This window comes from Cognatiluteimonas weifangensis (assembly GCF_003416885.1).
GTDB lineage: Bacteria > Pseudomonadota > Gammaproteobacteria > Xanthomonadales > Xanthomonadaceae > Cognatiluteimonas > Cognatiluteimonas weifangensis.
Map to the genome: position 1 here is coordinate 28,588 of NZ_QVPD01000016.1, position 21,053 is coordinate 49,640.

The window sequence follows — 21,053 nt, forward strand, 5'->3', positions numbered from 1 at the left end:
TCCAGTTGGGGCGAAGGCTGTGCCTGGCCTGACTTCGAGTCGTGGCCTGCTCTTGCGAGATCGGCTTCGGAGGGAGTCGCCGCCCGGCGGGCTGGGGGTGCTGCGCCCTCCTGACGATGTCCCGTGTGCAAGTCGGGGCGCAGGCCATCGATGGCTTGCACTTGGAGGATCGGCTTCGGAGGGAGTCGCCGCCCGGCGGGCTGGGGGTGCTGCGCCCTCCTGACGACCTCCTGTCTTTAAGTCGGGGCGTGGACCATCCATGGTCCACTCTCCGCACCCCCAGCCCGCCGGGCGGCGACTTCGCGAGACTGGAGGTTCGTCGCTTCGGCTGGTTCCCACGCACGCCGACTCACTTGCCCGGAAGCCGGTGGCCCGGCCTGTGCGGGACCGTCGGCGGCATGGATGCCGCCGAGGAGCCTACAGGGACGTATTCACGGCGTGTCCCGCACAGGCCGGGCCGCCGGCTTCCCCCGCAGATGCTTCCGCCCATTACTGGTTCTCCCCGCAGAAACTTCCGCGCTCAAGGGAAGGCTTCGCGGCGTGTCCCGCGCAAGCTGGCCACCGGCTTCCCCGCAAAGGTGTCCGCGCTTGAAACATGTTCACGGCGTGTCCCGCACGGGCCGGGCCTGCGGCTTCGCCCGCAGAGGTTCGCATCGGGGATGGATTTCGCGGTGTACCCCGCCGCGGCCGGGTCCGGCCTCACGGGGAGGTGTTCGCACCCCGAAAGGCCGGGAAAAGAAAGGAGGCCAGGCGGCCTCCTCAAGTCCGGCAGCGCCGGAGGACAGTCAGTTGTGGCATGGCTCCGGCGTGGCCGGATGACCGCAGGCTAGCGCGGACTCATACCTGATGCAATGCCTGAGTAATCCATAGGCAAGTTGTTGATTTCAATTGCGCGCATCGTCCAGGGCTGCAGCCTTGGCGGCGCGCCGAGTGGCTGCCGGCTGGCGCCAGGCGTTGTCGAACAGGGCCGGCTCCCAGCTGCCGTACATCGGATTGGGCAGCGCCCACCAGCGCTGGCCCACCCACTCCAGGTAGGGGGCGACCGCGGCACGGCGGCCGGCGGGGGTGTTGGCTGCGATATCGACGAAATCGCCGACCTGGTCGCCGAACTGCATCAGCACCCGGTACTGGCGGCCGACCGAACGCCGTCGGCAGCCCTTGTCCGAGCCCCGCGCCACGCAGCCGGCGACCACAGTGCCCTTGCCCAAAAACTGGCCGACGCCGGCGATGGGAAAGCCGGCCCGGCGCAGGTTGTCGAACGTGGCTTCGGCCTGGGCGGCGTCGCGGTTGCTGATGTAGAACACGGTGACGCCCTGCCGCGCCGCCGCAGCGAGGAATTCCAGCGCCCCGGGCAGCGGCTGCGCGGCGCGCTGCTGCACCCATTCGTCCCACGCGGCGTCGTTGAACTCCTGGCCGCTGCGGATCTGCCGCACCTGGTTGGGCGAGTTGTCGAGCACGGTCTCGTCGACGTCGACGATGATCGCCGGCGGCAGGGTGCGCGGATCGTTGTCGCGGTCGCCCGCGGCCAGCGCGTCCCACGACGTGTCGGCGAGCGCGGCGGGCAGCACCTGGCCGGCGGCGCGGTAGATCTCGCGGAACACCAGGTCGCGCTCGACCGAGGTCTGGAACCAGACCGTGGCGTTGAGGCCGTCGTCGGGCGCCTGGATGCCGGCGGCCGGTTGCGCGGCCGGCACCGGCGTCGGGGTCGGTCCGGGTGACGGCAGGCTTGCGCAGCCGGCCAGCAGCACGACGGACAGCACGGACAAGGGGAGACGCATGGGAAACTCCGGTGGCGGCGAGGTGCGAAGTGTATCGGCTGGCCCAGTGCGGTCGCAGGCGCGGCGCACGCCGCTCCTGCAAGCCCTACGAACCCAGCAACTCGCGGATTGCGGCGAAGCCGGCGCTGGCGCGTTCGGCCTTGCGCTGCGCGTCGGCGACGGGATCGGCGCCGTCGCGCTGCAGTTCCGCTGCCGGCAGCTCGTCGAGGAAGCGACTGGGCGCCAGCCGCAGGCGCTCGCCCCACCTTTGCGCTTCGCGCGCGTGCGATAGCCACAGCGCTTCCTTGGCGCGGGTGATGCCGACATAGAGCAGGCGCCGCTCCTCGTCCAGACGGCCTTCCTCGAGGCTGGCCTCGTGCGGCAGGTTGCCGTCCTCGACGCCGACGATGAACACGTAGCGGAACTCCAGGCCCTTGGCCGCGTGCAGGCTCATCAGCCGCACCTGGTTGCCGGCCTCGCCCTTGTCGGCGTGCGACAGCAATGCCAGCGCCGCCGCGAGGTCGCCGGGGCCGGCGTTGCGGCCGCCGTCGAACCAGTCGGCGAGTTCGTCGAGGTTGCGCCGCCGCGCCTGGAACTGCGCCTCGTCTTTGCATTGCGCGCGCAGCATCGCCAGCAGGCCGCTGCGCTCGTTGAGCTTGCGCACCAGGTCCGTCGGCGCCAGCTTCGCGGCGTCGGCGCGCAGGCCGCGGACGATGCCGGCGAATTCCTGCAGCGCATTGCCGGCGCGTGCCGGCAGTTGCTTGAGCAATGCGATCGATTCGGCCGCGCGCGCCAGCGGCAGGTGCGCGTGCTGCGCCAGTTCGGCGAGCTTGGCCAGGGTGGTGCCGCCGACCCCGCGCGAGGGCGAGGCCACCGCGCGCAGGAATGCGGCGTCGTCGTCGGGGTTGGCGACCAGCCGCAGCCACGCCATCGCGTCCTTGACCTCGCCGCGGTCCAGGAACGCAGTGCCGCCGCTGAGGTGGTAGGGCACGCGCAGCAGCTGCAGCGCCTTCTCCAGCGCGCGCGACTGGTGGTTGCCGCGGAACAGCACGCAGAAGTCGCTCCACGGCGCTGCGTGCTTTTGCGCCTGGAACTGGATCTCGGCGGCGACCTTCTCGGCTTCGTGCGCGACGTCCTTGCACTCCCACACGCGGATGCGCTCGCCGTCGGCGTTGCCGCTCCACAGGGTCTTGGGGTGCGCGTGCGGATTGTTGGCGATCAGCGCGTTGGCGGCGCGCAGCACGCGGTTGCTGCAGCGGTAGTTCTGCTCCAGCTTGATCACCCGCAGCGCCGGATAGTCCTGGCCGAGCTGCAGCAGGTTCTCGGGGTTGGCGCCGCGCCAGGCGTAGATCGACTGGTCGTCGTCGCCGACGCAGGTGAAGTCGCCGCGCGGCCCCGCCAGGGCCTTCAGCAGCCGGTACTGGGCGTCGTTGGTGTCCTGGCACTCGTCCACCAGCAGGTAGCCGATGCGCTCGCGCCAGGCGGCGACGCAGTCCGGGTCGGACTCCAGCAGCTGTACCGGCAGCCGGATCAGGTCGTCGAAGTCGACCGCGTTGAAGGTCGCCAGGCGCTGCTGGTAGCGCGCGTACAGGGCCGCGGCCTCGCGCTCGCGCACGCTGGCGGCGACATCGGCGGCCTGCTGCGGCGACAGGCCGGCGTTCTTGGCGCGCGCGACCAGCGCCTTCGCCGCTTCGATCGCATCGGGCTTGCTGCCCGGCGGCAGCAGGTCCTTGATCTGCGCGGCGCTGTCCTCGGCGTCGAAGATCGAGAAGCCGCGCTTCAGGCCCAGCCTGGCGTGCTCGATCTGCAGCAGCTTCAGGCCCAGCGCATGGAAGGTGCAGATGGTGAGGCCCTCGCCGGCGTCGCCCTTGAGCCGGCGCGCCACGCGCTCGCGCATCTCGCGCGCGGACTTGTTGGTGAAGGTGATCGCGGCGATCCGCCGCGCCGGCATCCGCCCGGAAGCCACTAGGTGCGCGATCTTCTCCACGATCACCCGGGTCTTGCCGCTGCCGGCGCCGGCCAGCACCAGCAGCGGACCGTCCACGTGCAGCACGGCCTGGCGTTGCGGGGGGTTGAGACCGTGCATGGAAGCGATCGCCGGAGACAGGCGCCATTGTAGGGCCCGCGTCAGGCCCGCCGCCCGCGGCAGCGGCCGCCGCGCGGCGGAACCAACGGGCCGCCGGCGGACGGACCGGTTCCGGCCGGCCGGCCCCCGCCCTACACTGCGGCGATGGCCAAGCTCTACTTCTATTACTCGGCGATGAACGCGGGCAAGACCACGACCCTGCTGCAGTCGGCGCACAACTACCGCGAGCGCGGCATGCGGGTGGCGATCCTGAGTCCGCGCCTGGACCACCGCGACGGCGCCGGCACGGTCGCCTCGCGCATCGGCCTGCGCGCCGACGGCACCGCGTTCGGCCGCGACGACGACCTGGAACGCATGGTCCGCACCAGCGTCGGCAACAACGGCCCGCTGCACTGCGTGCTGGTCGACGAGGCGCAGTTCCTGAGCCGCAGCCAAGTGTGGCAGCTCACCGAAGTGGTCGACCAGCTGCGCATCCCGGTGCTGTGCTATGGCCTGCGCACGGACTTCCGCGGCGAGCTGTTCGAGGGCAGCCAGTACCTGCTGGCCTGGGCCGACGAACTGCAGGAGATCAAGACCATCTGCCACAGCGGCAGCAAGGCGACCATGACCGTGCGCGTGGACGCCAGGGGCCGCGCGTTGCAGGCCGGGCCGCAGGTGGAGATCGGCGGCAACGAGCGTTACGTGTCGGTGTCGCGTGCGGAGTTCAAGAAGATCATGCGCGGCGAGTCGGAGATCGCGCCGCTGCAGGCGCCGCTGTTGTAGGCGCGCGTACGCGCGCGGTCCGCGCCGCTACAGGCAGCTCGCCTGGCGGGCGGCGACCTGGCGCGCGGTGACGCCGCCTTCGGGCTGCGCATTGCGGACCTCGGCCTGCAGCGCCTGCAGCGAGGCCAGCGCGCGCATGCGCTCCGGGCCGTGGCAGCGCTGCGCGGCGGCCGCGGCGCCGGCCAGCCAGGCCACCTTGCGCAGTTCGATCTCCGGTTGCGACGCCAGTTCCGCCAGCGCGTCCAGCCGCGCCAGCGCGGCGGCGTCGCCGCTGGCGGCCTGCAGCGCGGCCAGCGACAGTTGTGCCCGGCGCGCGTGCGGATGGGCGGCGCCGTAGCCGTCGCGGGTGGACTGCGCGGCCGCGCGCAGCTCGGCCAGCGCGCGCGCGCGGTCGCCGAGCGCGGCGTCGATTTCGCCCAGCAGGCGGTCGCTGTCGCCGACCAGCGGATGCGCCGGGCCGAGGTGTTCGCTGCGCAGCCGCCGCGCCTCCAGCAGCAGCGGCCGCGCCTCCGTATTGCGGCGCAGCTCGTGCAGCACCATCGCCTTGTTGAACAGCACCCCGGCCAGCTCCAGCGGATTGCCGCGGCGCCGGCGCACTGCGATCGAGCGGTCCAAGGCCGCCAGCGCGGCCACGGGATGGCCGCGTTCCCAGGCGATGATGCCCAGGCTGTTGTCGTCGCGGGCGACGCTGTCGTGGTCCGGCCCCAGCCGCGCCACCAGCCAGGCGCGGCTGTCGCGGAACGTCGCTTCGGCTTCGGCGTAGCGCCCGATGTCGACCTGGATCGTGGCCAGCTGGCGGCGCGCGTCGATGCTGGCCGGATGGTCGTCGCCGTGCAGTTCCCGCGCCAGCGCCAGGGCGTTGCCGCAGTCGCGTTGCGCGCCGATGGTGTCGCCGGCGCTGCGCTGCACCGCGCACAGGTTGCGCAGCAGCGCGATCGACAGCGGATGGCGCGAGCCGACGCGTTCGCGCAACTGCCGCAGCGCATCGCGGTAGCCGCGGCGGGCCGCGGCCAGCTCGCCGGCGTCGGCGTGCAGGCCGGCGAGGTCGGCGAGGTTCTCGACCACGCCGGCGTCGTCGTCCAGCGCGTCGCGGCGCAGCGCCAGCGAGCGCAGGAACAGCGGCCGCGCCGTGTCCGCCGCGCCGATCGCGCGCTGGCAGCGCCCCAGCTGCGACCAGAATTCCGCCACCTGCACCGGCAGTTGCCGCTGCTCGCGCTGCGCCAGCGACTGCCGCGGCGCCATCGCCGCGATGCAGGCGCGCGCATCGCCGAGCAGCAACTGCGCGCGGCCGCGGTCGGTGGTGGATTCCAGCCGCAGACTCGGCGGCGCATCGTCGCCGAGCGCGTCCACGATCAGCGCCTGGCGCTCCAGCAGCTGCAGCGCCGGGACGTAGTCGCCCAGGCCCAGGCGCAGGCGCGCGATCACGCCGAACAGTTCCGCGCGCGCGGCCGGTTGCCGCGCCAGTTCGCGGTTGCCGCGGGCGACGCCGGCGTCGAGCAGCTGGCGCACGTCCAGCGGGTCTTCGCCGTTGCCGCCGCCGGCGTGCTGGAACAGGCCGACCACGAAATCCTGCAGCGCCTGCGCGCGGCTGGCTTCCTGCACCGCCTGCCGCGCCTGCCAGGCGACGATGCCGAAAGCGCTGGCCAGCACCGCCGTCACCAGCGCGGCGGTCGACAGCGCCCAGCGATGCCGGTGCAGGTACTTGCGCAGGCGATAGCCCACGCTTTGCGGACGCGCCAGCACCGGCTTGCCGTCGCGGTAGCGCGCCAGGTCCAGCGCCAGCGCTTCCACCGACGGATAGCGTTGCTCCGGGCGCTTGGCCAGCGCCTTGAGCACGATGTTGTCGAGATCGCCGGCCAGCGCGCGCGCCAGCCGGCGCTGCGGCTGCGCGGCGCCGGTGGTGTCGCCGCCGCGCAGCACGCACAGCGAGGGGCGCATCGGGTCGGCGGTCAGGATCGCCTCTTCCCATTCGGCGTCGGTCTGGCGCTTGAGCCGGTACGGCTTGCTCCCGGTCAGCAGTTCGTACAGCACCACGCCGAGGGAATAGACGTCGGTCATGGTGGTGATCGGCTCGCCGCGGATCTGCTCGGGCGCGGCGTAGTGCAGGGTGAAGGCGCGCAGCCCGGTGCCGGTGTGCTCGGGCGAGAGCTCGTTGGTGTCCAGCAGCTTGGCGATGCCGAAGTCGAGCAGGCGCACTTCGTCCAGCGGCGTGACCAGGATGTTGGACGGCTTCAGGTCGCGATGCACGATCAGGTTGGCGTGGGCGTGGCTGACCGCGTCGCAGACCTGCAGGAACAGCCGCAAGCGCGCCTCCAGCGACAGCGCGCGGCTGCGGCACCAGTCGGTGATCGGTTCGCCGTCGACGTACTCCAGCGCCAGGTAGGGCTGGCCGTCGCCGCTGATGCCGGCGTCGAGCAGGCGCGCGATGTGCGGGTGCGCCAGGCGCGCCAGGATCTGGCGCTCGCGGGTGAAGCGCAGTTGCAGGTTGGGATCGGCCAGGCCCGGGCGCAGCAGCTTCAGCGCCACCCGGCGCTGGTACAGGCCGTCGGCGCGGCTGGCGAGCCAGACCTGGCCCATGCCGCCTTCGCCGAGCAGCCGCTCCAGCCGGTACGGCCCGGCCAGGGTGCCGGGGCGGGGGCCGGGCAGCGCCGGCACCAGCGGCTGCGACAGGAAATCGCCGCGCGCCTCTTCCAGCGCCATCAGCTCGGCCAGGTCGGCGCCCAGTTGCGGATCTTCCTCGCGCAGCGAGGCCAGGCTGCGCGCGCGGGTGGCCGCATCCAGCTCGAACATGGCGTCGAGCAGCGGCGACAGGCGTTGCCAGCGTTCGGCGTCCATCGGCCCTCAACAAGTAACGCTGTCGCGCGCAGCGCGACGATCACTTCCCCTCTCCCGTCGGGAGAGGGCAAAGGGCGAGGGGGGCACGGTCGCGACATTCTCCAACGCAGCCCGCGCAGCGCGACGATCACTTCCCCTCTCCCGTCGGGAGAGGGCAAAGGGTGAGGGGGGCACGGTCGCGACATTCTCCAACGCAGCCCGCACAGCGCGACGATCACTTCCCCTCTCCCGTCGGGAGAGGGCAAAGGGCGAGGGGGGCACGGTCGCGATGTTCTCCGGCGCAACCCGCGCAGCGCCATGCTCGCCGCGCGCGGCGGAATTCCCGCCCGGGCTAGCGATCCGGTTCATCCTTCAGCGACGCCAGCAGGAACAGCCGCGCCTTCTGCCAGTCGCGGCGGATGCTGCGCTCGGAGCGCTTGAGCAGCGCGGCGATTTCCAGTTCCGAGAGCCCGGCGAAGTAGCGCAGTTCCACCACCTGGGCCAGGCGTTCGTCGACGTTGGCCAGGCGGGTCAGCGCGGTGTCCAGGCCCAGGGTGTCCTCGTCCAGGCGCAACGCGCCCTCGACTTCCTCGGGCAGCTCGGTGACCCGGTGCAGGTCGCCGCCGCGTTTCTGCGCCAGCCGCTGGCGCGCGTAATCCACCACCACGCTGCGCATGGCCGAGGCGGCATAGGCGAAGAAGTGCGCGCGGTCGTCGAACTGCGCGGCGTTGCGGCCGATCAGCTTGAGATAGGCCTCGTGCACCAGCGCGGTGGCGTCCAGCGTCTGCCCGTGCTGGCCGGCGAGCTGGCGCCGCGCCATCGCGTGCAGTTCCTGGTAGAGCGTGGCCAGCACGCGATCCAGTGCCCCGCGGTCGCCGTCGCGCGCGGCATCCAGCCACTGGGTGATCTCGGCGGTATCGGCCATGCTGCCCCCCCGGAGTGGGGGCAAATATAGCGCCCTCGGTCGCGACAATGTGACGGAAGTCGTTCATTTCTGGCAATGCCCGCACCACACGCTGGCGCGCTGGCCGATCCAGGCCTGCTTCAGCGGCCGCCCGCAGTTCGGGCAGGGCGCGCCGCCGCGGCCGTAGGCCGCCAGCTCCTGCTCGAAATAGCCCGGCGCGCCGTCCGGGCTCAGGAAATCGCGCAGGGTGGTGCCACCGCGCACGATCGCCGCGGCCAGGATCGCCTGCACGGCCTCGGCCAGCCGCCGGTAGCGCTCGCGCGAGACCCGTCCGGCCGCGCGCAGCGGCGAGATCCCGGCGGCGAACAGCGCCTCGGCGGCGTAGATGTTGCCGACCCCGACCACCACCCGCTGGTCCATCAGGAAGCTCTTGACCGGCGCCTTGCGGCCGCGGCTGCGGCTGAACAGGTAGTCGCCGTCGAAGACCGGGCCGCCGCCGGCCGGATCCGGCAGCGGCTCCGGCCCGAGCCCGCGCAGCAGGGGATGGACGCTGCCCGGCGGCTGCCACAGCAGGCAGCCGAAGCGGCGCGGGTCGGTCAGGCGCAGCACCCGCGCCGGAGCGCGGCCGCCGGCAGCCAGGGCCAGATCGACGTGGTCGTGCGGGCCGACCGCGGAGTCCGCCGGCAGCACCCGCAGGCGGCCGGACATGCCCAGGTGCAGCAGCGCGCTGCCGGCGGCAGTGTCCAGCAACAGGTACTTGGCGCGGCGGCGGACCGCGACGATGCGCTGCCCGGGCAGCAACGCGGACACCTCCGGCGGGATCGGCCAGCGCAGGTCCGGGCGCCGCAGGGTCACCGCCGCGATTCGGCGACCCTCGACATGCGGCGCCAGGCCGCGGCGCGTGGTCTCGACTTCGGGCAGTTCGGGCATGGCGGCAGTGTCGCAAAGCCCGCCCGCCGCGGACAGCCGGGCGCCGGGCGCGGCGTTGCCGGAAGCCCCGCTCGCCCCAAGGCAGCGACGCAACCGGCGACTGGCCGGTCATCGCCCCGGCGTCGCGCGACTGCGCAACGGATCTGGGAAATCCTGCGCCGGCCGAGCCGGAAAATGCGCGCCGGGGCGGCGGCGGCCGGCTGAACGCGGCGGCCCCGCAGCGGCACGGAATCGCGTTTTAGCTGGCATCATGTCCGCAGGACCGGCACTGTTTGCCCGTCCCGTTTCCGGAGTCCCGATGTCCGCTTCCCTGCCCGAATTCCTCGCCGGCGGCCTGCTGCAGCCAGGCTGGGGCGCGCTTGCCCTGTACCTGCTGGTCGCCACCCAACTCACCATCTTCGCCGTCACCTTGTACCTGCACCGCAGCCAGGCGCATCGCGGCGTGGATTTCCATCCCGCCATCGCCCATGTCTTCCGCTTCTGGTCGTGGCTGACCACTTCGATGATCACCCGCGAGTGGGTCGCGATCCACCGCAAGCACCACGCCAAGTGCGAGACCGAGGAAGATCCGCACAGCCCGGTGGTCAAGGGCATCGGCCAGGTGTTCTGGCGCGGCGTGGAGCTGTACCGCGACGCACGCGCCGACCGCGCGTCGATCGAGAAGTACGGCAAGGGCTGCCCCGACGACTGGATCGAGCGTCATCTGTACACCCCGCACGCGACCCTGGGCCCGACCTTGCTGCTGTTCGCGAGTTTCGCCCTGGCCGGCTTCGCCGGCGTCGCGGTGTGGGCGATCCAGATGCTGTGGATCCCGTTCTGGGCCGCCGGCGTGGTCAACGGCCTCGGCCACTGGTGGGGCTACCGCAACTTCGAGACCGACGACACCGCCACCAATCTCAGCCCCTGGGGCGTGTGGATCGGCGGCGAGGAACTGCACAACAACCACCACGCGTTCCCGTCCTCGGCCAAGTTCGCGCTGCGCAAGTGGGAAGTGGACATCGGCTGGGGCGCGATCCGCGCGCTGCAGCGGGTCGGCCTGGCCAAGGTGCTGCGCACCGCGCCCACGCTCAACGTGCGCCCGAACATCCCCGCGCCCGACGCCGACACGCTCAAGGCGCTGCTGGCGGTGCGCTTCCAGGCGATGACCGACTACCAGCGCAACGTGCTCACGCCGGCGCTGCGCGAGGAGGCGCGCGCCGCCGGCGCGAAATTGCGCGCGCTGCTGCCGCGCAAGCTGCGCCGCGGCCTCGCCGACGACGGCCGCTGGCTGCAGCCCGACGCGCGCGCGCAGCTGCAGGCCTTCCTCGCCCAGCGTCCGCGCATCGGCACCCTGGTCGAATACCGCCGCCGCCTGGCCGTCGTGCTGGAGGCGCGCAGCCAGGACGCGGCCGGCCGCCTGCACGCGCTGCAGGCCTGGTGCCACGAGGCCGAGGCCAGCGGCATCCGCGCCCTGCAGGAGTTCTCGGCGCGGCTGAAGGGCTATTCGCTGCAGGGCACCGCGGCATAACGGCGGCGCCCGCCATGCGCGCCGCAGCGCGTCGTTCCTGCAGCCGCGCCACGCTGCCCGCGGCGTGGCTGCTCGCGGTCTCGATGGCACTGCCGCTGCAGGCGCAGGTCCGCGGCACGTCGGACTACCTCGCGCGCATGGATGCCGACCGCGACGGCCGCGTGTCGCTGGCCGAGTACCAAGCCTGGATGGGCTACGGGTTCGAGGCGATGGACCGCGACCGCGACGGCGTGCTGACGCCGGTGGAGCTTCCCGGCGGCCGCGGTAATCCGCTCAGTCGCGAGGCGCATCGCACCCGACTGGCGGCGACGTTCTCCCGCCAGGATCGCAACGGCGACGGATTCCTGGACGCCGCGGAACTGGCGGCCCCGCCTCGCTGACCCGTCCGGCATGGCCGCCCCGCAAACGGTGATGATTTCCTGAACGCCGATCGGCTGCGACGGCGCCCGCCACGCGGTGGCGTCAACTCCTGCGGCTGCCGCCGCGTTGAGTCGGCACCATTCCTGGCAAGGAACACAACGATGGGCAAGCGGAAAGGCATGGCGATCATCGGGGTCGCCGTCTGCATGGTCGCTGCGGCTGCGGCAACCGCGTGGGCGGACCCGCCGGCTGGCTGGCAGGACCGGGCGTGGCGCGGCGAAGGCCTGCGCCGCGTCCATCCGGCCGGGCAACGCGCGCAGCGAGACGCCCTGCCCGCGGGCGTGCGCCGGATCGCCGATCTTGCATACGGCGCCGATCCGACGCAGCGGCTCGACGCCTACCTGCCCGCCCGGCCGAACGGCGAGGCGGTGCTGCTCGTGCATGGCGGCGGCTGGAAGCGGGGCGACAAGGCCAATCGCGCCGTGGTCGCCAACAAGCTCGCCGACTGGAGCGCGCGCGGCATCGTGGTGGTGTCGGTGGACTACCGGATGCTGCCCGAAACCGACCCGTTGCAGCAGGCGGGCGACGTCGCTGCGGCGCTCGCGTACGCGCAGCGTCATGCGCGCGGATGGGGCGCGGATCCGGCGCGCTTCGTGCTCGTCGGGCATTCCGCGGGCGCGCATCTCGTCGCGTTGCTGGATGCCGCCCCCGCGCTCGGACGTGCGCATGGTGCACGCGCATGGCGCGGTACCGTCGCGCTCGACAGCGCCGCGCTGGATGTCGCGAAGATCATGGGGGCACGCCATCCGTCGCTCTACGACGACGCCTTCGGCGCCGATCCGGCCTACTGGCGCGCTGCATCGCCGACGCTGCGACTGGCGCGCGGCGCGCATCCCATCTTGCTGGTCTGCTCGAGCGAGCGCGCGAATTCATGCAACCAGGCGCGCGACTTCGCCAGCGCCGCGCGGCGTCTCGGCGTCCGCGCCGAGGTGCTGCCGCAGGCGCTGTCGCACCGCGAAATCAACGAATCCCTGGGCCTACCCGGCGCCTACACCGACGCGGTCGACGCCTTCATCGCCTCGCTGCCCGCTCCGGCGTCGGCGTAACCATCGGCGCGCTGAGCGGTCGCGACGCCGGAAACGACGCCGGCCCGCGAACGGGCCGGCGTCCCCTGCATGGTTGCTTCGCTTACCAGATCCGCACCCGCGCCTCCGGCGCCAGGTACAGCGCCTGCCCCGGCTGCGCGCCGAAGGCGTCGTACCAGGCGTCGATGTTGCGCACCGTCTGCGCGCGGAAGCGGCCTGGCGCGTGGCCGTCGCCGATCACCTGCGCGCGCAGCGCGGCGTCGCGGGTCTTGCTGCGCCAGCTCTGGGCGAAGGCGAGGAAGAAGCGCTGGTCGCCGGTCAGGCCGTCGATCACCGGCGCCGGCTGGCCGCCCAGCGACTTGCGGTAGGCCTGGTAGGCGACCTCCAGCCCGGCCAGGTCGGCGATGTTCTCGCCCAGCGTCTGCTCGCCGTTGATGTGCAGGCCCGGCAGCGGCTCGTAGGCGGCGTACTGCGCGACCAGCTCCTGGCTGGCGGCCTTGAAGTGCGCAGCGTCCTCGGGCGTCCACCAGTTGTGCAGCCTGCCTTGCGCGTCGAACTCCGAGCCCAGGTTGTCGAAGCTGTGGCTGATCTCGTGGCCGATCACCGCGCCGATCGAGCCGTAGTTGGCGGCGGCGTCGGCGTTAGGGTCGAAGAACGGCGGTTCGAGGATGGCGGCGGGGAAGTTGAGCGCGTTCTGCAGCGGCAGGTTGACCGCGTTCACCGTCTGCGGCGTCATCCACCATTCGCCGTGGTCGGGCGTTTGTCCCAGCTTGGCCAGCTGGTGACGATATTCGGCCAGCTCGGCGCGCTCGGCGTTGCCCAGCGCGTCGTCGGCCTTGATCTCCAGCGAGGAATAGTCGCGCCACGTGTCCGGGTAGCCGACGCCGACCTGCATCGAAGCGACTTTCGCCTTCGCCTTGGCCTTGGTGGCGGCGTCCATCCAGTCGAGCTTGTCGATCCGCTCCGGGAACACCGCCAGCAGGTTGGCCACCAGTTGCTGCACCTGCGTGCGCGAGGACGCCGGGAAGTACTTCTGCACGTAGAGCTTGCCGACCGCGTCGCCGAGCGCGTTGTTGACCGCGCCGAGCGCGCGCTTCCAGCGCTCGCGCTGCTGCGGGGTGCCGCTCAGGGTGGTGCCGTAGAAACCGAACGCCAGGTCGGCGTAGGCCTTGGGCAGCAGGCCCGCATGGCGGTTGATGGCATGGAACACCAGCCAGTCCTTCCACGCCTGCAGCGGCTGGCTGGCGGTGAGCGCGGACAGCTGCGCGATCGCGTCGGGCTGCCAGGCGGTGATCGACGGCTGGCCGTCGAGGCCGGCGGCCTGGAAATACGCCGCCCAGTCCAGCCCCGGCGCCTTTTTCGCGAAGTCGTCCATGCGCCAGGCGCGCGCGTTGTGCACGTTCTCGGTGTCGACGATCGAGGCCTGGGCCTTGGCGATCTTCTCCTCCAGCGCGTAGATCGACGCCGCCTTGGCGTCGGCATCGGCGATGCCCGCCTGGGTCAGCAGCGCCGCGACGTAGGTCTTGTACTTGTCGCGGATCGCGGCCATTTCCTTGTCGGCGGACAGGTAGTAGTCGCGGTTGGGCATGCCCAGGCCGCCCTGCAGCAGGTAGGCGGTGTTGCGCGCCGGATCCTGCAGGTCCTGGGTGACGAACAGGCCGAACAGGCGGTCGGTGTAGTAGTTGGTGGCGTTGAGCGGATCGACGTCGGCGCGCAGGCCGGCGCCCAGCACCCGCGCCAGCGCGACCTTGTCGGCGATGGCGTTGGCCTGGTCGATCTCGCCCTGCACCGGCTTCAGCCCGGCCCGCTCGATCGCGGCCTCGTCCATGTACGCGGCGTAGTAGTCGGCGATGCGGCGCTCGTCGCTGCCGGCGGCGGGATTGGAGGCCGCGATTGCCTTCACCAGGTCGGCGTTGCGCTGCTCGGCGGCCTGGAACACCTGCAGGAAGATGCCGGTGCTGGCGCGGTCGGCCGGAATCACCGCGGTCCTGCGCCAGGCGCCGTTGGCATAGGCGTCGAAGTCGTCGCCCGGCGCCACCGTCTTGTCGATCCCGGCCAGGTCGATGCCGATCGCCGGGGCCGCGGGCGTCGCCGCGGTCGGGCCGGCGGCGGAAGAAGGGGCGGACGACGGCGTGCAGGCCACGCAGGCGCCAAGGGCCATCGTCAACAGGGTCGGACGCAGGAAGCCGCGCATGGGGTTCACTGGGTGGGAAACGGACCGCCACCTTAGTCCCGCCGGCCGCCGCCGCCAAATAGGCAGGAAGTCATCGGCCGCATCCGCGGCCGGGCGCCGCCGCGCGCGGGCTGCGGGCGCCGGGGCGGTCGTCCGCGCCATGCACGGACGCCGACGCCGGCCCGAAGGCCGGCGTCGGCGCGCGCGCCCTGGCGCGACGGTCACTTGGAGATGTCGACGTCCTTGGTCTCGCGCAGGAACAGCGAACCGATCACGAAGGTCATCAGCGCGATCGCGATCGGATACCACAGGCCCTGGTAGATGTTGCCGGTCGCCGCGACCATGGCGAACGCGGTGGTCGGCAGGAAGCCGCCGAACCAGCCGTTGCCGATGTGGTAGGGCAGCGACATCGAGGTGTAGCGGATGCGGGTCGGGAACAGCTCCACCAGCCACGCCGCGATCGGCCCGTAGACCATGGTGACGTACACCACCAGCAGGGTCAGCAGCACCAGCAGCATCGGCTTGTCGATCGCCGCCGGGTCGGCCTTCTCCGGATAGCCGGCGGTGGTCAGCGCCGCCTTGAGCTCGCCGTTGAAGCGGTCGCCGTCGGCCTTGAGCGCCTCCGGCCCGTGGCCGCCGCCCTCGAACGCGGCGACCACGGTGTCGCCGACGGTGACGCTGGCGACGCTGCCGGCCGCGGCGACCGCGTTGGAGTAGGGGATGCCGCTCTTGGCCAGCGCCGACTTGGCGATGTCGCAGGAGGTGGTGAACTTGCTGGTGCCCACCGGGTTGAACTGGAAGCTGCAGGTCGCCGGGTCGGCCGTCACCACCACCGGGCTGGTCGTGCTCGCCGCTTCCAGCGCCGGGTTGCCGTAGTGGGTCAGGCCCTGGAAGATCGGGAAGTAGGTCAGCGCCGCCAGCAGGCAGCCGGCCATGATGATCGGCTTGCGCCCGATCTTGTCCGACAGCCAGCCGAAGACGATGAAGAACGGCGTGCCGATGACCAGGCCGCCGGCGATCAGCAGGTTGGCGGTGGTGGCGTCGACCTTGAGGGTCTGGGTCAGGAAGAACAGCGCGTAGAACTGGCCCGCGTACCACACCACCGCCTGGCCGGCGGTCGCGCCCAGCAGCGCCAGCAGCGCGATCTTGCCGTTCTTGGAAAAGAAGCTCTCGGTGATCGGCGCCTTCGACTGTTTGCCCTCGGCCTTCATCTGCTGGAACATCGGCGACTCGGCCAGCTGCATGCGGATCCACACCGACACCGCCAGCAGCACGAACGACAGCAGGAACGGGATGCGCCAGCCCCAGGTCTCGAACGCCTCGCTGCCCAGCCAGGTGCGCGTGCCCAGGATCACCAGCAGCGACAGGAACAGGCCGAGCGTGGCGGTGGTCTGGATGAAACTGGTGTACAGGCCGCGCTTGCCGTGCGGCGCGTGCTCGGCGACGTAGGTCGCCGCGCCGCCGTACTCGCCGCCCAGCGCCAGCCCCTGCAGCAGCCGCAGCGTGATCAGCGTCACCGGCGCGGCGATGCCGATCGCGGCGTAGCTGGGCAGCACGCCGACCAGGAACGTCGACAGGCCCATGATCACGATCGTGACCAGGAAGGTGTACTTGCGCCCGATCATGTCGCCCAGGCGACCGAACACCAGCGCCCCGAACGGCCGCACCGCGAAGCCGGCGGCGAAGGCGAGCAGGGCGAAGATGAAGGCGCTGGTGGGATTGAGCGCGGAGAAGAACTGCTTGGCGATGATCGCCGCGAGCGAGCCGTACAGGTAGAAGTCGTACCACTCGAACACGGTGCCCAGGCTGGAGGCGAAGATCACCTTCTTGTGGCTCTGGGTGAGCCCTTTCTCGAAGCCGGTGCTGTCTGCGGTGATGGAGTTCATGCCGGGGTCCTCAGAAGCTGTACTTGACGTGGGTGTGCAGGCGGCGCAGGTCGCCGTCGGCCTCGCCTTCCAGCGAGCGCCGGCCCCAGATCAGTTCGGCGCCCACGTCCAGCTTCGGGAACGGCGAATAGATCAGGTTGGCGTGCCAGGACTGCGAGCGTTCGGTGACCGACAATCCGGTGAGCGCGCGGTCGTTGTCGAAATGCGCCATCGAATAGAACAAATTGCCGCGCAGCTTCGGCGAGAACACGTGGCGCCATGCCGCGAACGCGCCGTAGCCGTCGATCGCCTCCAGGTCGCCGGCGGCGTCGAGCACGGTGTCGCTGGCGATGCCCAGGCCCAGGTAGCGGCCGATGCCGCGGCCGCCGCTGGCCATGTAGCGGATGTCGTCGCGCGGGCCGAGGTTGACCTTGCCCGAGACGCTGAGGGCGGCGCCGCTGCCGCTGTCGTCGATGCCGGTGGCCGGGTTCTGGTAGCGGTACTGGCGCAGCAGCGCGGCGACGGTGAAGTGGCCCCAGTCGCCCTTGGTCAGCCAGCGCGCGGTCAGGTCCGGCACGTTGTTGTCGTCGCTGCTGATGCGCGCGCCGGCGCCCAGGTACGGGGTGACGGTGGTTTCCGGATTCTCGACGGAGAACGACCATGGCCCGGTCGTGTAGCGCAGCTGCGCCTGGCGCACGAAGATCGTGCCTTCGGTGGGGCCGACGAAGTCGACCGCGTCCGGCAGCGCCGCCACGTCCTGGAAGTTGGACCAGGTCTGCCCGGCCAGCCACTTGCCGAATCCCACGTAGGCGTGGCGCACGGTCAGGCCGTGGGTGTTGGTGGCGACCTCGTTGCCGAGGAACGCGTTGCTGCCGCCGCCGTACAGGTCGAATTCCAGGTACGCCTTGACCTTGTCGCCGGACTCCAGGTCGGTGTCGGCGGCGAACCAGAAGCGCGAGAACTGCGCGCCGAAATCGGCGTCGGTGCCCTCGTTGGCGCCGCCCACCGGGATCGCCGAGGGCACGTAGAACATGCGGCCGACGCTGCCGTCGGCGATCTCGCCGTCGGTGGTGTCGGTCAGCATCGCGTCCAGCTTGATGAAGCCGCCGTAGGAGAAGCGGGTGCCGGCCGCGGCACCGGGGACGATCGGCGTGGCCTGGATGCCGGGCTTGGCGGCCGCGGGCTGCGGTTGCGCCGCCTGCGCCGCGCGCACGGCCTCGACCTGGACCTGCGCCTGCTGCTGCTGTGCGACCAGCTGCTGCACCAGTTGTTCCAGCTGGGCGACGCGGGCCTCGAGTTCGCGCTCCTTGTCGGTTTCGGCCAGGGCCAGGCCCGGCAGCAGCAGCGCGATCAGGAGTGCAGCCGCGAGCGGCTGCCGGTGACGGTTTGCATCGACGGGGGTCATGGTCCCTCCACGGGCGGCGTGCGGATGCACGGGCCGAGCGTGCACGTGCCGGGGGGGGGCCGCCTATTCGCCATTCGTCGAAGCCGGGCGCGGTTTCGACCAATGTCTAAGGCCGCTTCTTCACGCCGTCGACGGCGCTTGCGGCACACTGGTGGCCCCCTTTCATGGAGCCGCGCGCATGTCGCAGCCAGACCTCCATCCCGTCCCCGACGCCTTCGCCGCCGCCGCCCGCATCCGCCGCGAGGACTACGAGCGCCTGTACGCCGAATCGATCCGCGACCCGGACGCCTTCTGGGGACGCGTGGCGCAGCGCGTGGAATGGATGCGCGCGCCCACGCGGATCCGCAACGTCAACTTCGATCCCGCGGATTTCCGCCTGCGCTGGTACGAGGACGGCGAGCTCAACGCCACCGTCAGTTGCCTGGACCGCCACCTCGCCACCCGCGGCGACAAGACCGCGCTGCTGTTCGAACCCGACGATCCGGCGCAGCCGGCGCAACGCATCAGCTACCGCGAGTTGCACGCGCGCGTGTGCCGGCTGGCCAACGCGCTGCGCAACCTGGGGGTGCGCAAGGGCGACGTGGTCACCATCTACCTGCCGATGATCCCGGAGGCGGCGGTGGCGATGCTCGCCTGCGCGCGCATCGGCGCGATCCACTCGGTGGTGTTCGGCGGCTTCGCGCCGCATTCGATCGCCGGGCGCATCGCCGACTGCGCCAGCAAGCTGGTGATCACCGCCGACGAGGGCCGACGCGGCGGCAAGAAGGTCCCGCTCAAGGCCAACGTCGATGCCGCGCTGAAGCTGCCCGGCACGCAGTCGGTGGAGACCGTGCTGGTGGTGCGCCACACCGGCGGCGCGGTCGCCATGCAGATGCCGCGCGACCGCTGGTACGACGCCGTCATCGAGGGCCAGCCGGAGCAGTGCGACCCCGAGCGCATGAACGCCGAGGATCCGCTGTTCGTGCTCTACACCTCCGGCTCCACCGGCAAGCCCAAGGGCGTGCTGCACACCACCGGCGGCTACCTGGTGTTCGTCAGCTACACCCACGAGGCGGTGTTCGACCTGCGCGAGGACGACGTCTACTGGTGCACCGCCGACGTCGGCTGGGTCACCGGCCACAGCTACATCGTCTACGGCCCGCTGGCCAACGGCGCGACCGCGCTGCTGTTCGAGGGCGTGCCCAACTATCCGGACGTGTCGCGCTTCTGGGAGGTGATCGACAAGCACCAGGTCACGCTGTTCTACACCGCGCCGACCGCGATCCGCGCGCTGATGCGCGAGGGCGACGCGCCGGTGAAGCGGACCTCGCGCAGGAGCCTGCGCCTGCTGGGCAGCGTCGGCGAGCCGATCAATCCGGAAGCCTGGCGCTGGTACTTCGACGTGGTCGGCGACGGCCGCTGCCCGGTCGTGGACACCTGGTGGCAGACCGAGACCGGCGGCATCCTGATCTCGCCGCTGCCCGGCGCGATCGCGGCCAAGCCCGGCTCGGCGACGCTGCCGTTCTTCGGCGTCCGGCCGGCGATCGTCGATGCCGAGGGCAACCTGCTGGAAGGCGAGGCCGAGGGCAACCTGGTGCTGCTGGATTCCTGGCCCGGGCAGATGCGCACCGTCTACGGCGACCACGAGCGCTTCATCGACACCTACTTCCGCGCCTATCCGGGCTGCTACTTCACCGGCGACGGCTGCCGCCGCGACGCCGACGGCTACTACTGGATCACCGGCCGCGTCGACGACGTGATCAACGTCAGCGGCCACCGCATCGGCACCGCGGAAGTGGAGAGCGCGCTGGTGCTGCATCCCAAGGTCGCCGAGGCGGCGGTGGTCGGCTTCCCGCACGACCTCAAGGGCCAGGGCATCTACGCCTACGTCACCCTGGTCGCCGGCGAGGCCGACAGCGAGGAGCTGCGCAAGGAGCTGATCGCCTACGTGCGCAACGAGATCGGCCCGATCGCCACTCCCGACCACCTGCAATGGGCGCCGAGCCTGCCCAAGACCCGCAGCGGCAAGATCATGCGCCGGATCCTGCGCAAGATCGCCGAGAACGCCCCCGATCAGCTGGGCGACACCTCCACCCTGGCCGACCCCTCGGTGGTGGAGTCGCTGGTGCAGCAGCGGCGCGTGATGTAGCGTGCCGCGCCGGCCTGCGCGCGGCCCGCCCGGGCCGGTGCCTCCGGTCCGGTCGCCGCGCGGGCGCCGGGGAGGGAGATGCGCATGCCGACGCTGTTGATCGCCGACGACCACCCGCTGTTCCGCGAGGCCCTGCGCGGCGCGATCGCGCGCGTGCTGCCCGAGGCGCGGCTGTGCGAAGCCGACGGCGTCGCCGCGCTCAACGCCCTGGTGGAGCGCGAATCCGACGCCGACCTGCTGCTGCTGGATCTGACCATGCCCGGCGCGCAGGGCTTCAGCGAGCTGGTGCACCTGCGCGCGCTGCACCCGCAGCTGCCGATCGTGGTGGTGTCCGCGCGCGAGGAGCCGGCGGTGATGCGGCGTGCGCTGGACCACGGCGCGGTCGGCTTCATCCCCAAGTCCGCCGACGCCGCCACCCTTGGCGCCGCGCTTGCGGCGGTGCTCGCGGGCGACCGCTGGGCGCCGGCCGGCGCGCTGCAGGCCCCGGCCGCCAGCGCCGACGAACAGGCCGTGGCGCAGCGCGTGCGCGAGCTCACGCCGCAGCAGTTCCGGGTGCTGCAGATGCTCGGCGCCGGGCTGCTGAACAAGCAGATCGCGTTCGAGCTGGGCGTGTCGGAGGCCACGGTGAAGGCGCACATGACCGCGATCCTGCGCAAGCTCGGCGCCAGCAACCGTACCCAGGCGGTGCTGATCGCCGGCAAGCTCGCGCTGGACCCCGGCGCGGTGGTGCCGCCGCCGGAAGAAGCGGACTAGTCGTGTAAACCCGTTTCGTCGTTCCGTGGGGCGCGGGAGATCGGGCCGGGAGTGCGGCCAGCCGGTGGAGACGCCGGCCGGGTGTCCGGAGCTGTCGTTGGACCGCGCTGGGTCACGCGAAGGCTGGTCGTACGAGTCGCTCGGAGGGAGGTCGGAAGCGTCGTCGTCATCCCGCGAAAGTGGGTCGAAGACCATCCCTGTCCTCGTGAGATCGGCATTGGAGGCAGTCGCCGCCCGGCGGGCTGGGGGTGCTGCGCCCTCGTGACGATGTCCTGTCTTTAAGTCGGGCCGTGGACCATCGGTGGCCTGCGCTCGAGAGATCGGCTTCGGCAGGAGTCGCCGCCTGGCGGGCTGGGGGTGCTGCGCCCTCGTGACGATGTCCTGTCTTTAAGTGGAGCCGTGGACCATCGGTGGCCTGCGCTCGAGAGATCGGCTTCGGCAGGAGTCGCCGCCCGGCGGGCTGGGGGTGCTGCGCCCTCCTGACGACCTCCTGTCTTTAAGTCGGGTCGTGGACCCTCCATGGT

General features: G+C 71.6%; 14 protein-coding genes. 6 read left to right on the forward strand and 8 right to left on the reverse strand.

Going from position 1 to position 21,053, the window contains the following annotated elements:
• Nucleotides 1-884: 884 nt before the first annotated feature.
• Both D0Y53_RS11945 and D0Y53_RS11950 read right to left on the reverse strand, forming a co-directional pair.
• Nucleotides 885-1,778, reverse strand: a complete 894-nt coding sequence (locus D0Y53_RS11945) for a 5'-nucleotidase, lipoprotein e(P4) family (RefSeq protein WP_117203548.1) — start codon at nucleotides 1,776-1,778, stop codon at nucleotides 885-887.
• Between the two features lie 85 nt (nucleotides 1,779-1,863).
• Complete coding sequence (locus D0Y53_RS11950; protein ID WP_117203549.1) at nucleotides 1,864-3,843, reverse strand: UvrD-helicase domain-containing protein; 1,980 nt, start codon at nucleotides 3,841-3,843, stop codon at nucleotides 1,864-1,866.
• A gap of 144 nt (nucleotides 3,844-3,987) precedes the next feature.
• On the opposite strand from D0Y53_RS11950, the gene D0Y53_RS11955 reads away from it, so the two are divergent.
• The gene (locus D0Y53_RS11955) at nucleotides 3,988-4,605 is read left to right on the forward strand and encodes a thymidine kinase (protein ID WP_117203550.1); all 618 of its coding nucleotides are present in this window, start codon (nucleotides 3,988-3,990) and stop codon (nucleotides 4,603-4,605) included.
• A 27-nt stretch (nucleotides 4,606-4,632) separates the two neighbouring features.
• On the opposite strand, the gene D0Y53_RS11960 is transcribed toward D0Y53_RS11955, so the two are convergent.
• The 3 genes from D0Y53_RS11960 to mutM all read right to left on the reverse strand — a co-directional run bounded on the left by D0Y53_RS11960 (nucleotide 4,633) and on the right by mutM (nucleotide 9,253).
• Nucleotides 4,633-7,440 carry a serine/threonine-protein kinase gene (locus D0Y53_RS11960; RefSeq protein ID WP_117203551.1) on the reverse strand — a complete coding sequence of 936 codons (2,808 nt, stop codon included), beginning with the start codon at nucleotides 7,438-7,440 and terminating at the stop codon, nucleotides 4,633-4,635.
• A 331-nt stretch (nucleotides 7,441-7,771) separates the two neighbouring features.
• Nucleotides 7,772-8,344, reverse strand: coding sequence for an ECF-type sigma factor (locus tag D0Y53_RS11965; protein ID WP_117203552.1), 573 nt, complete (start codon nucleotides 8,342-8,344; stop codon nucleotides 7,772-7,774).
• A 63-nt stretch (nucleotides 8,345-8,407) separates the two neighbouring features.
• The gene (gene mutM, locus D0Y53_RS11970; RefSeq protein WP_117203553.1) at nucleotides 8,408-9,253 is read right to left on the reverse strand and encodes a bifunctional DNA-formamidopyrimidine glycosylase/DNA-(apurinic or apyrimidinic site) lyase; all 846 of its coding nucleotides are present in this window, start codon (nucleotides 9,251-9,253) and stop codon (nucleotides 8,408-8,410) included.
• A 298-nt stretch (nucleotides 9,254-9,551) separates the two neighbouring features.
• On the opposite strand from mutM, the gene D0Y53_RS11975 reads away from it, so the two are divergent.
• The 3 genes from D0Y53_RS11975 (at nucleotide 9,552) to D0Y53_RS11985 (ending at nucleotide 12,226) form a co-directional block, all read left to right on the forward strand.
• Nucleotides 9,552-10,760 carry a DesA family fatty acid desaturase gene (locus D0Y53_RS11975; protein WP_117203554.1) on the forward strand — a complete coding sequence of 403 codons (1,209 nt, stop codon included), beginning with the start codon at nucleotides 9,552-9,554 and terminating at the stop codon, nucleotides 10,758-10,760.
• Nucleotides 10,761-10,774: 14 nt separating this feature from the next.
• A complete protein-coding gene (locus D0Y53_RS11980; protein WP_117203555.1) occupies nucleotides 10,775-11,140 on the forward strand; it encodes an EF-hand domain-containing protein in 366 nt (121 codons plus the stop codon).
• A gap of 141 nt (nucleotides 11,141-11,281) precedes the next feature.
• The gene (locus D0Y53_RS11985) at nucleotides 11,282-12,226 is read left to right on the forward strand and encodes an alpha/beta hydrolase (protein WP_233511773.1); all 945 of its coding nucleotides are present in this window, start codon (nucleotides 11,282-11,284) and stop codon (nucleotides 12,224-12,226) included.
• Between the two features lie 82 nt (nucleotides 12,227-12,308).
• On the opposite strand, the gene D0Y53_RS11990 is transcribed toward D0Y53_RS11985, so the two are convergent.
• The 3 genes from D0Y53_RS11990 to D0Y53_RS12000 all read right to left on the reverse strand — a co-directional run bounded on the left by D0Y53_RS11990 (nucleotide 12,309) and on the right by D0Y53_RS12000 (nucleotide 17,648).
• On the reverse strand, nucleotides 12,309-14,399 hold the full coding sequence (locus D0Y53_RS11990) for a M13 family metallopeptidase (protein WP_233511774.1): 2,091 nt from the start codon (nucleotides 14,397-14,399) through the stop codon (nucleotides 12,309-12,311).
• 200 nt (nucleotides 14,400-14,599) lie between these two features.
• The gene (locus tag D0Y53_RS11995) at nucleotides 14,600-16,264 is read right to left on the reverse strand and encodes an MFS transporter (protein ID WP_117203556.1); all 1,665 of its coding nucleotides are present in this window, start codon (nucleotides 16,262-16,264) and stop codon (nucleotides 14,600-14,602) included.
• Nucleotides 16,265-16,274: 10 nt separating this feature from the next.
• Nucleotides 16,275-17,648 carry a DcaP family trimeric outer membrane transporter gene (locus D0Y53_RS12000; RefSeq protein ID WP_117203557.1) on the reverse strand — a complete coding sequence of 458 codons (1,374 nt, stop codon included), beginning with the start codon at nucleotides 17,646-17,648 and terminating at the stop codon, nucleotides 16,275-16,277.
• 178 nt (nucleotides 17,649-17,826) lie between these two features.
• On the opposite strand from D0Y53_RS12000, the gene acs reads away from it, so the two are divergent.
• Both acs and D0Y53_RS12010 read left to right on the forward strand, forming a co-directional pair.
• Nucleotides 17,827-19,776, forward strand: a complete 1,950-nt coding sequence (acs, locus tag D0Y53_RS12005; protein WP_117203558.1) for an acetate--CoA ligase — start codon at nucleotides 17,827-17,829, stop codon at nucleotides 19,774-19,776.
• Between the two features lie 84 nt (nucleotides 19,777-19,860).
• A complete protein-coding gene (locus D0Y53_RS12010) occupies nucleotides 19,861-20,529 on the forward strand; it encodes a response regulator transcription factor (protein ID WP_117203559.1) in 669 nt (222 codons plus the stop codon).
• Nucleotides 20,530-21,053: the final 524 nt, after the last annotated feature.

What these genes read in the sequence shown, in the direction of transcription:
- D0Y53_RS11945 (WP_117203548.1), bottom strand. Translation starts at nt 1,778, where the DNA reads ATGCGTCTCCCCTTGTCCGTGCTGTCCGTCGTGCTGCTGGCCGGCTGC.
- D0Y53_RS11950 (WP_117203549.1), bottom strand. Translation starts at nt 3,843, where the DNA reads ATGCACGGTCTCAACCCCCCGCAACGCCAGGCCGTGCTGCACGTGGAC.
- D0Y53_RS11955 (WP_117203550.1), top strand. Translation starts at nt 3,988, where the DNA reads ATGGCCAAGCTCTACTTCTATTACTCGGCGATGAACGCGGGCAAGACC.
- D0Y53_RS11960 (WP_117203551.1), bottom strand. Translation starts at nt 7,440, where the DNA reads ATGGACGCCGAACGCTGGCAACGCCTGTCGCCGCTGCTCGACGCCATG.
- D0Y53_RS11965 (WP_117203552.1), bottom strand. Translation starts at nt 8,344, where the DNA reads ATGGCCGATACCGCCGAGATCACCCAGTGGCTGGATGCCGCGCGCGAC.
- mutM (WP_117203553.1), bottom strand. Translation starts at nt 9,253, where the DNA reads ATGCCCGAACTGCCCGAAGTCGAGACCACGCGCCGCGGCCTGGCGCCG.
- D0Y53_RS11975 (WP_117203554.1), top strand. Translation starts at nt 9,552, where the DNA reads ATGTCCGCTTCCCTGCCCGAATTCCTCGCCGGCGGCCTGCTGCAGCCA.
- D0Y53_RS11980 (WP_117203555.1), top strand. Translation starts at nt 10,775, where the DNA reads ATGCGCGCCGCAGCGCGTCGTTCCTGCAGCCGCGCCACGCTGCCCGCG.
- D0Y53_RS11985 (WP_233511773.1), top strand. Translation starts at nt 11,282, where the DNA reads ATGGGCAAGCGGAAAGGCATGGCGATCATCGGGGTCGCCGTCTGCATG.
- D0Y53_RS11990 (WP_233511774.1), bottom strand. Translation starts at nt 14,399, where the DNA reads ATGCGCGGCTTCCTGCGTCCGACCCTGTTGACGATGGCCCTTGGCGCC.
- D0Y53_RS11995 (WP_117203556.1), bottom strand. Translation starts at nt 16,264, where the DNA reads ATGAACTCCATCACCGCAGACAGCACCGGCTTCGAGAAAGGGCTCACC.
- D0Y53_RS12000 (WP_117203557.1), bottom strand. Translation starts at nt 17,648, where the DNA reads ATGACCCCCGTCGATGCAAACCGTCACCGGCAGCCGCTCGCGGCTGCA.
- acs (WP_117203558.1), top strand. Translation starts at nt 17,827, where the DNA reads ATGTCGCAGCCAGACCTCCATCCCGTCCCCGACGCCTTCGCCGCCGCC.
- D0Y53_RS12010 (WP_117203559.1), top strand. Translation starts at nt 19,861, where the DNA reads ATGCCGACGCTGTTGATCGCCGACGACCACCCGCTGTTCCGCGAGGCC.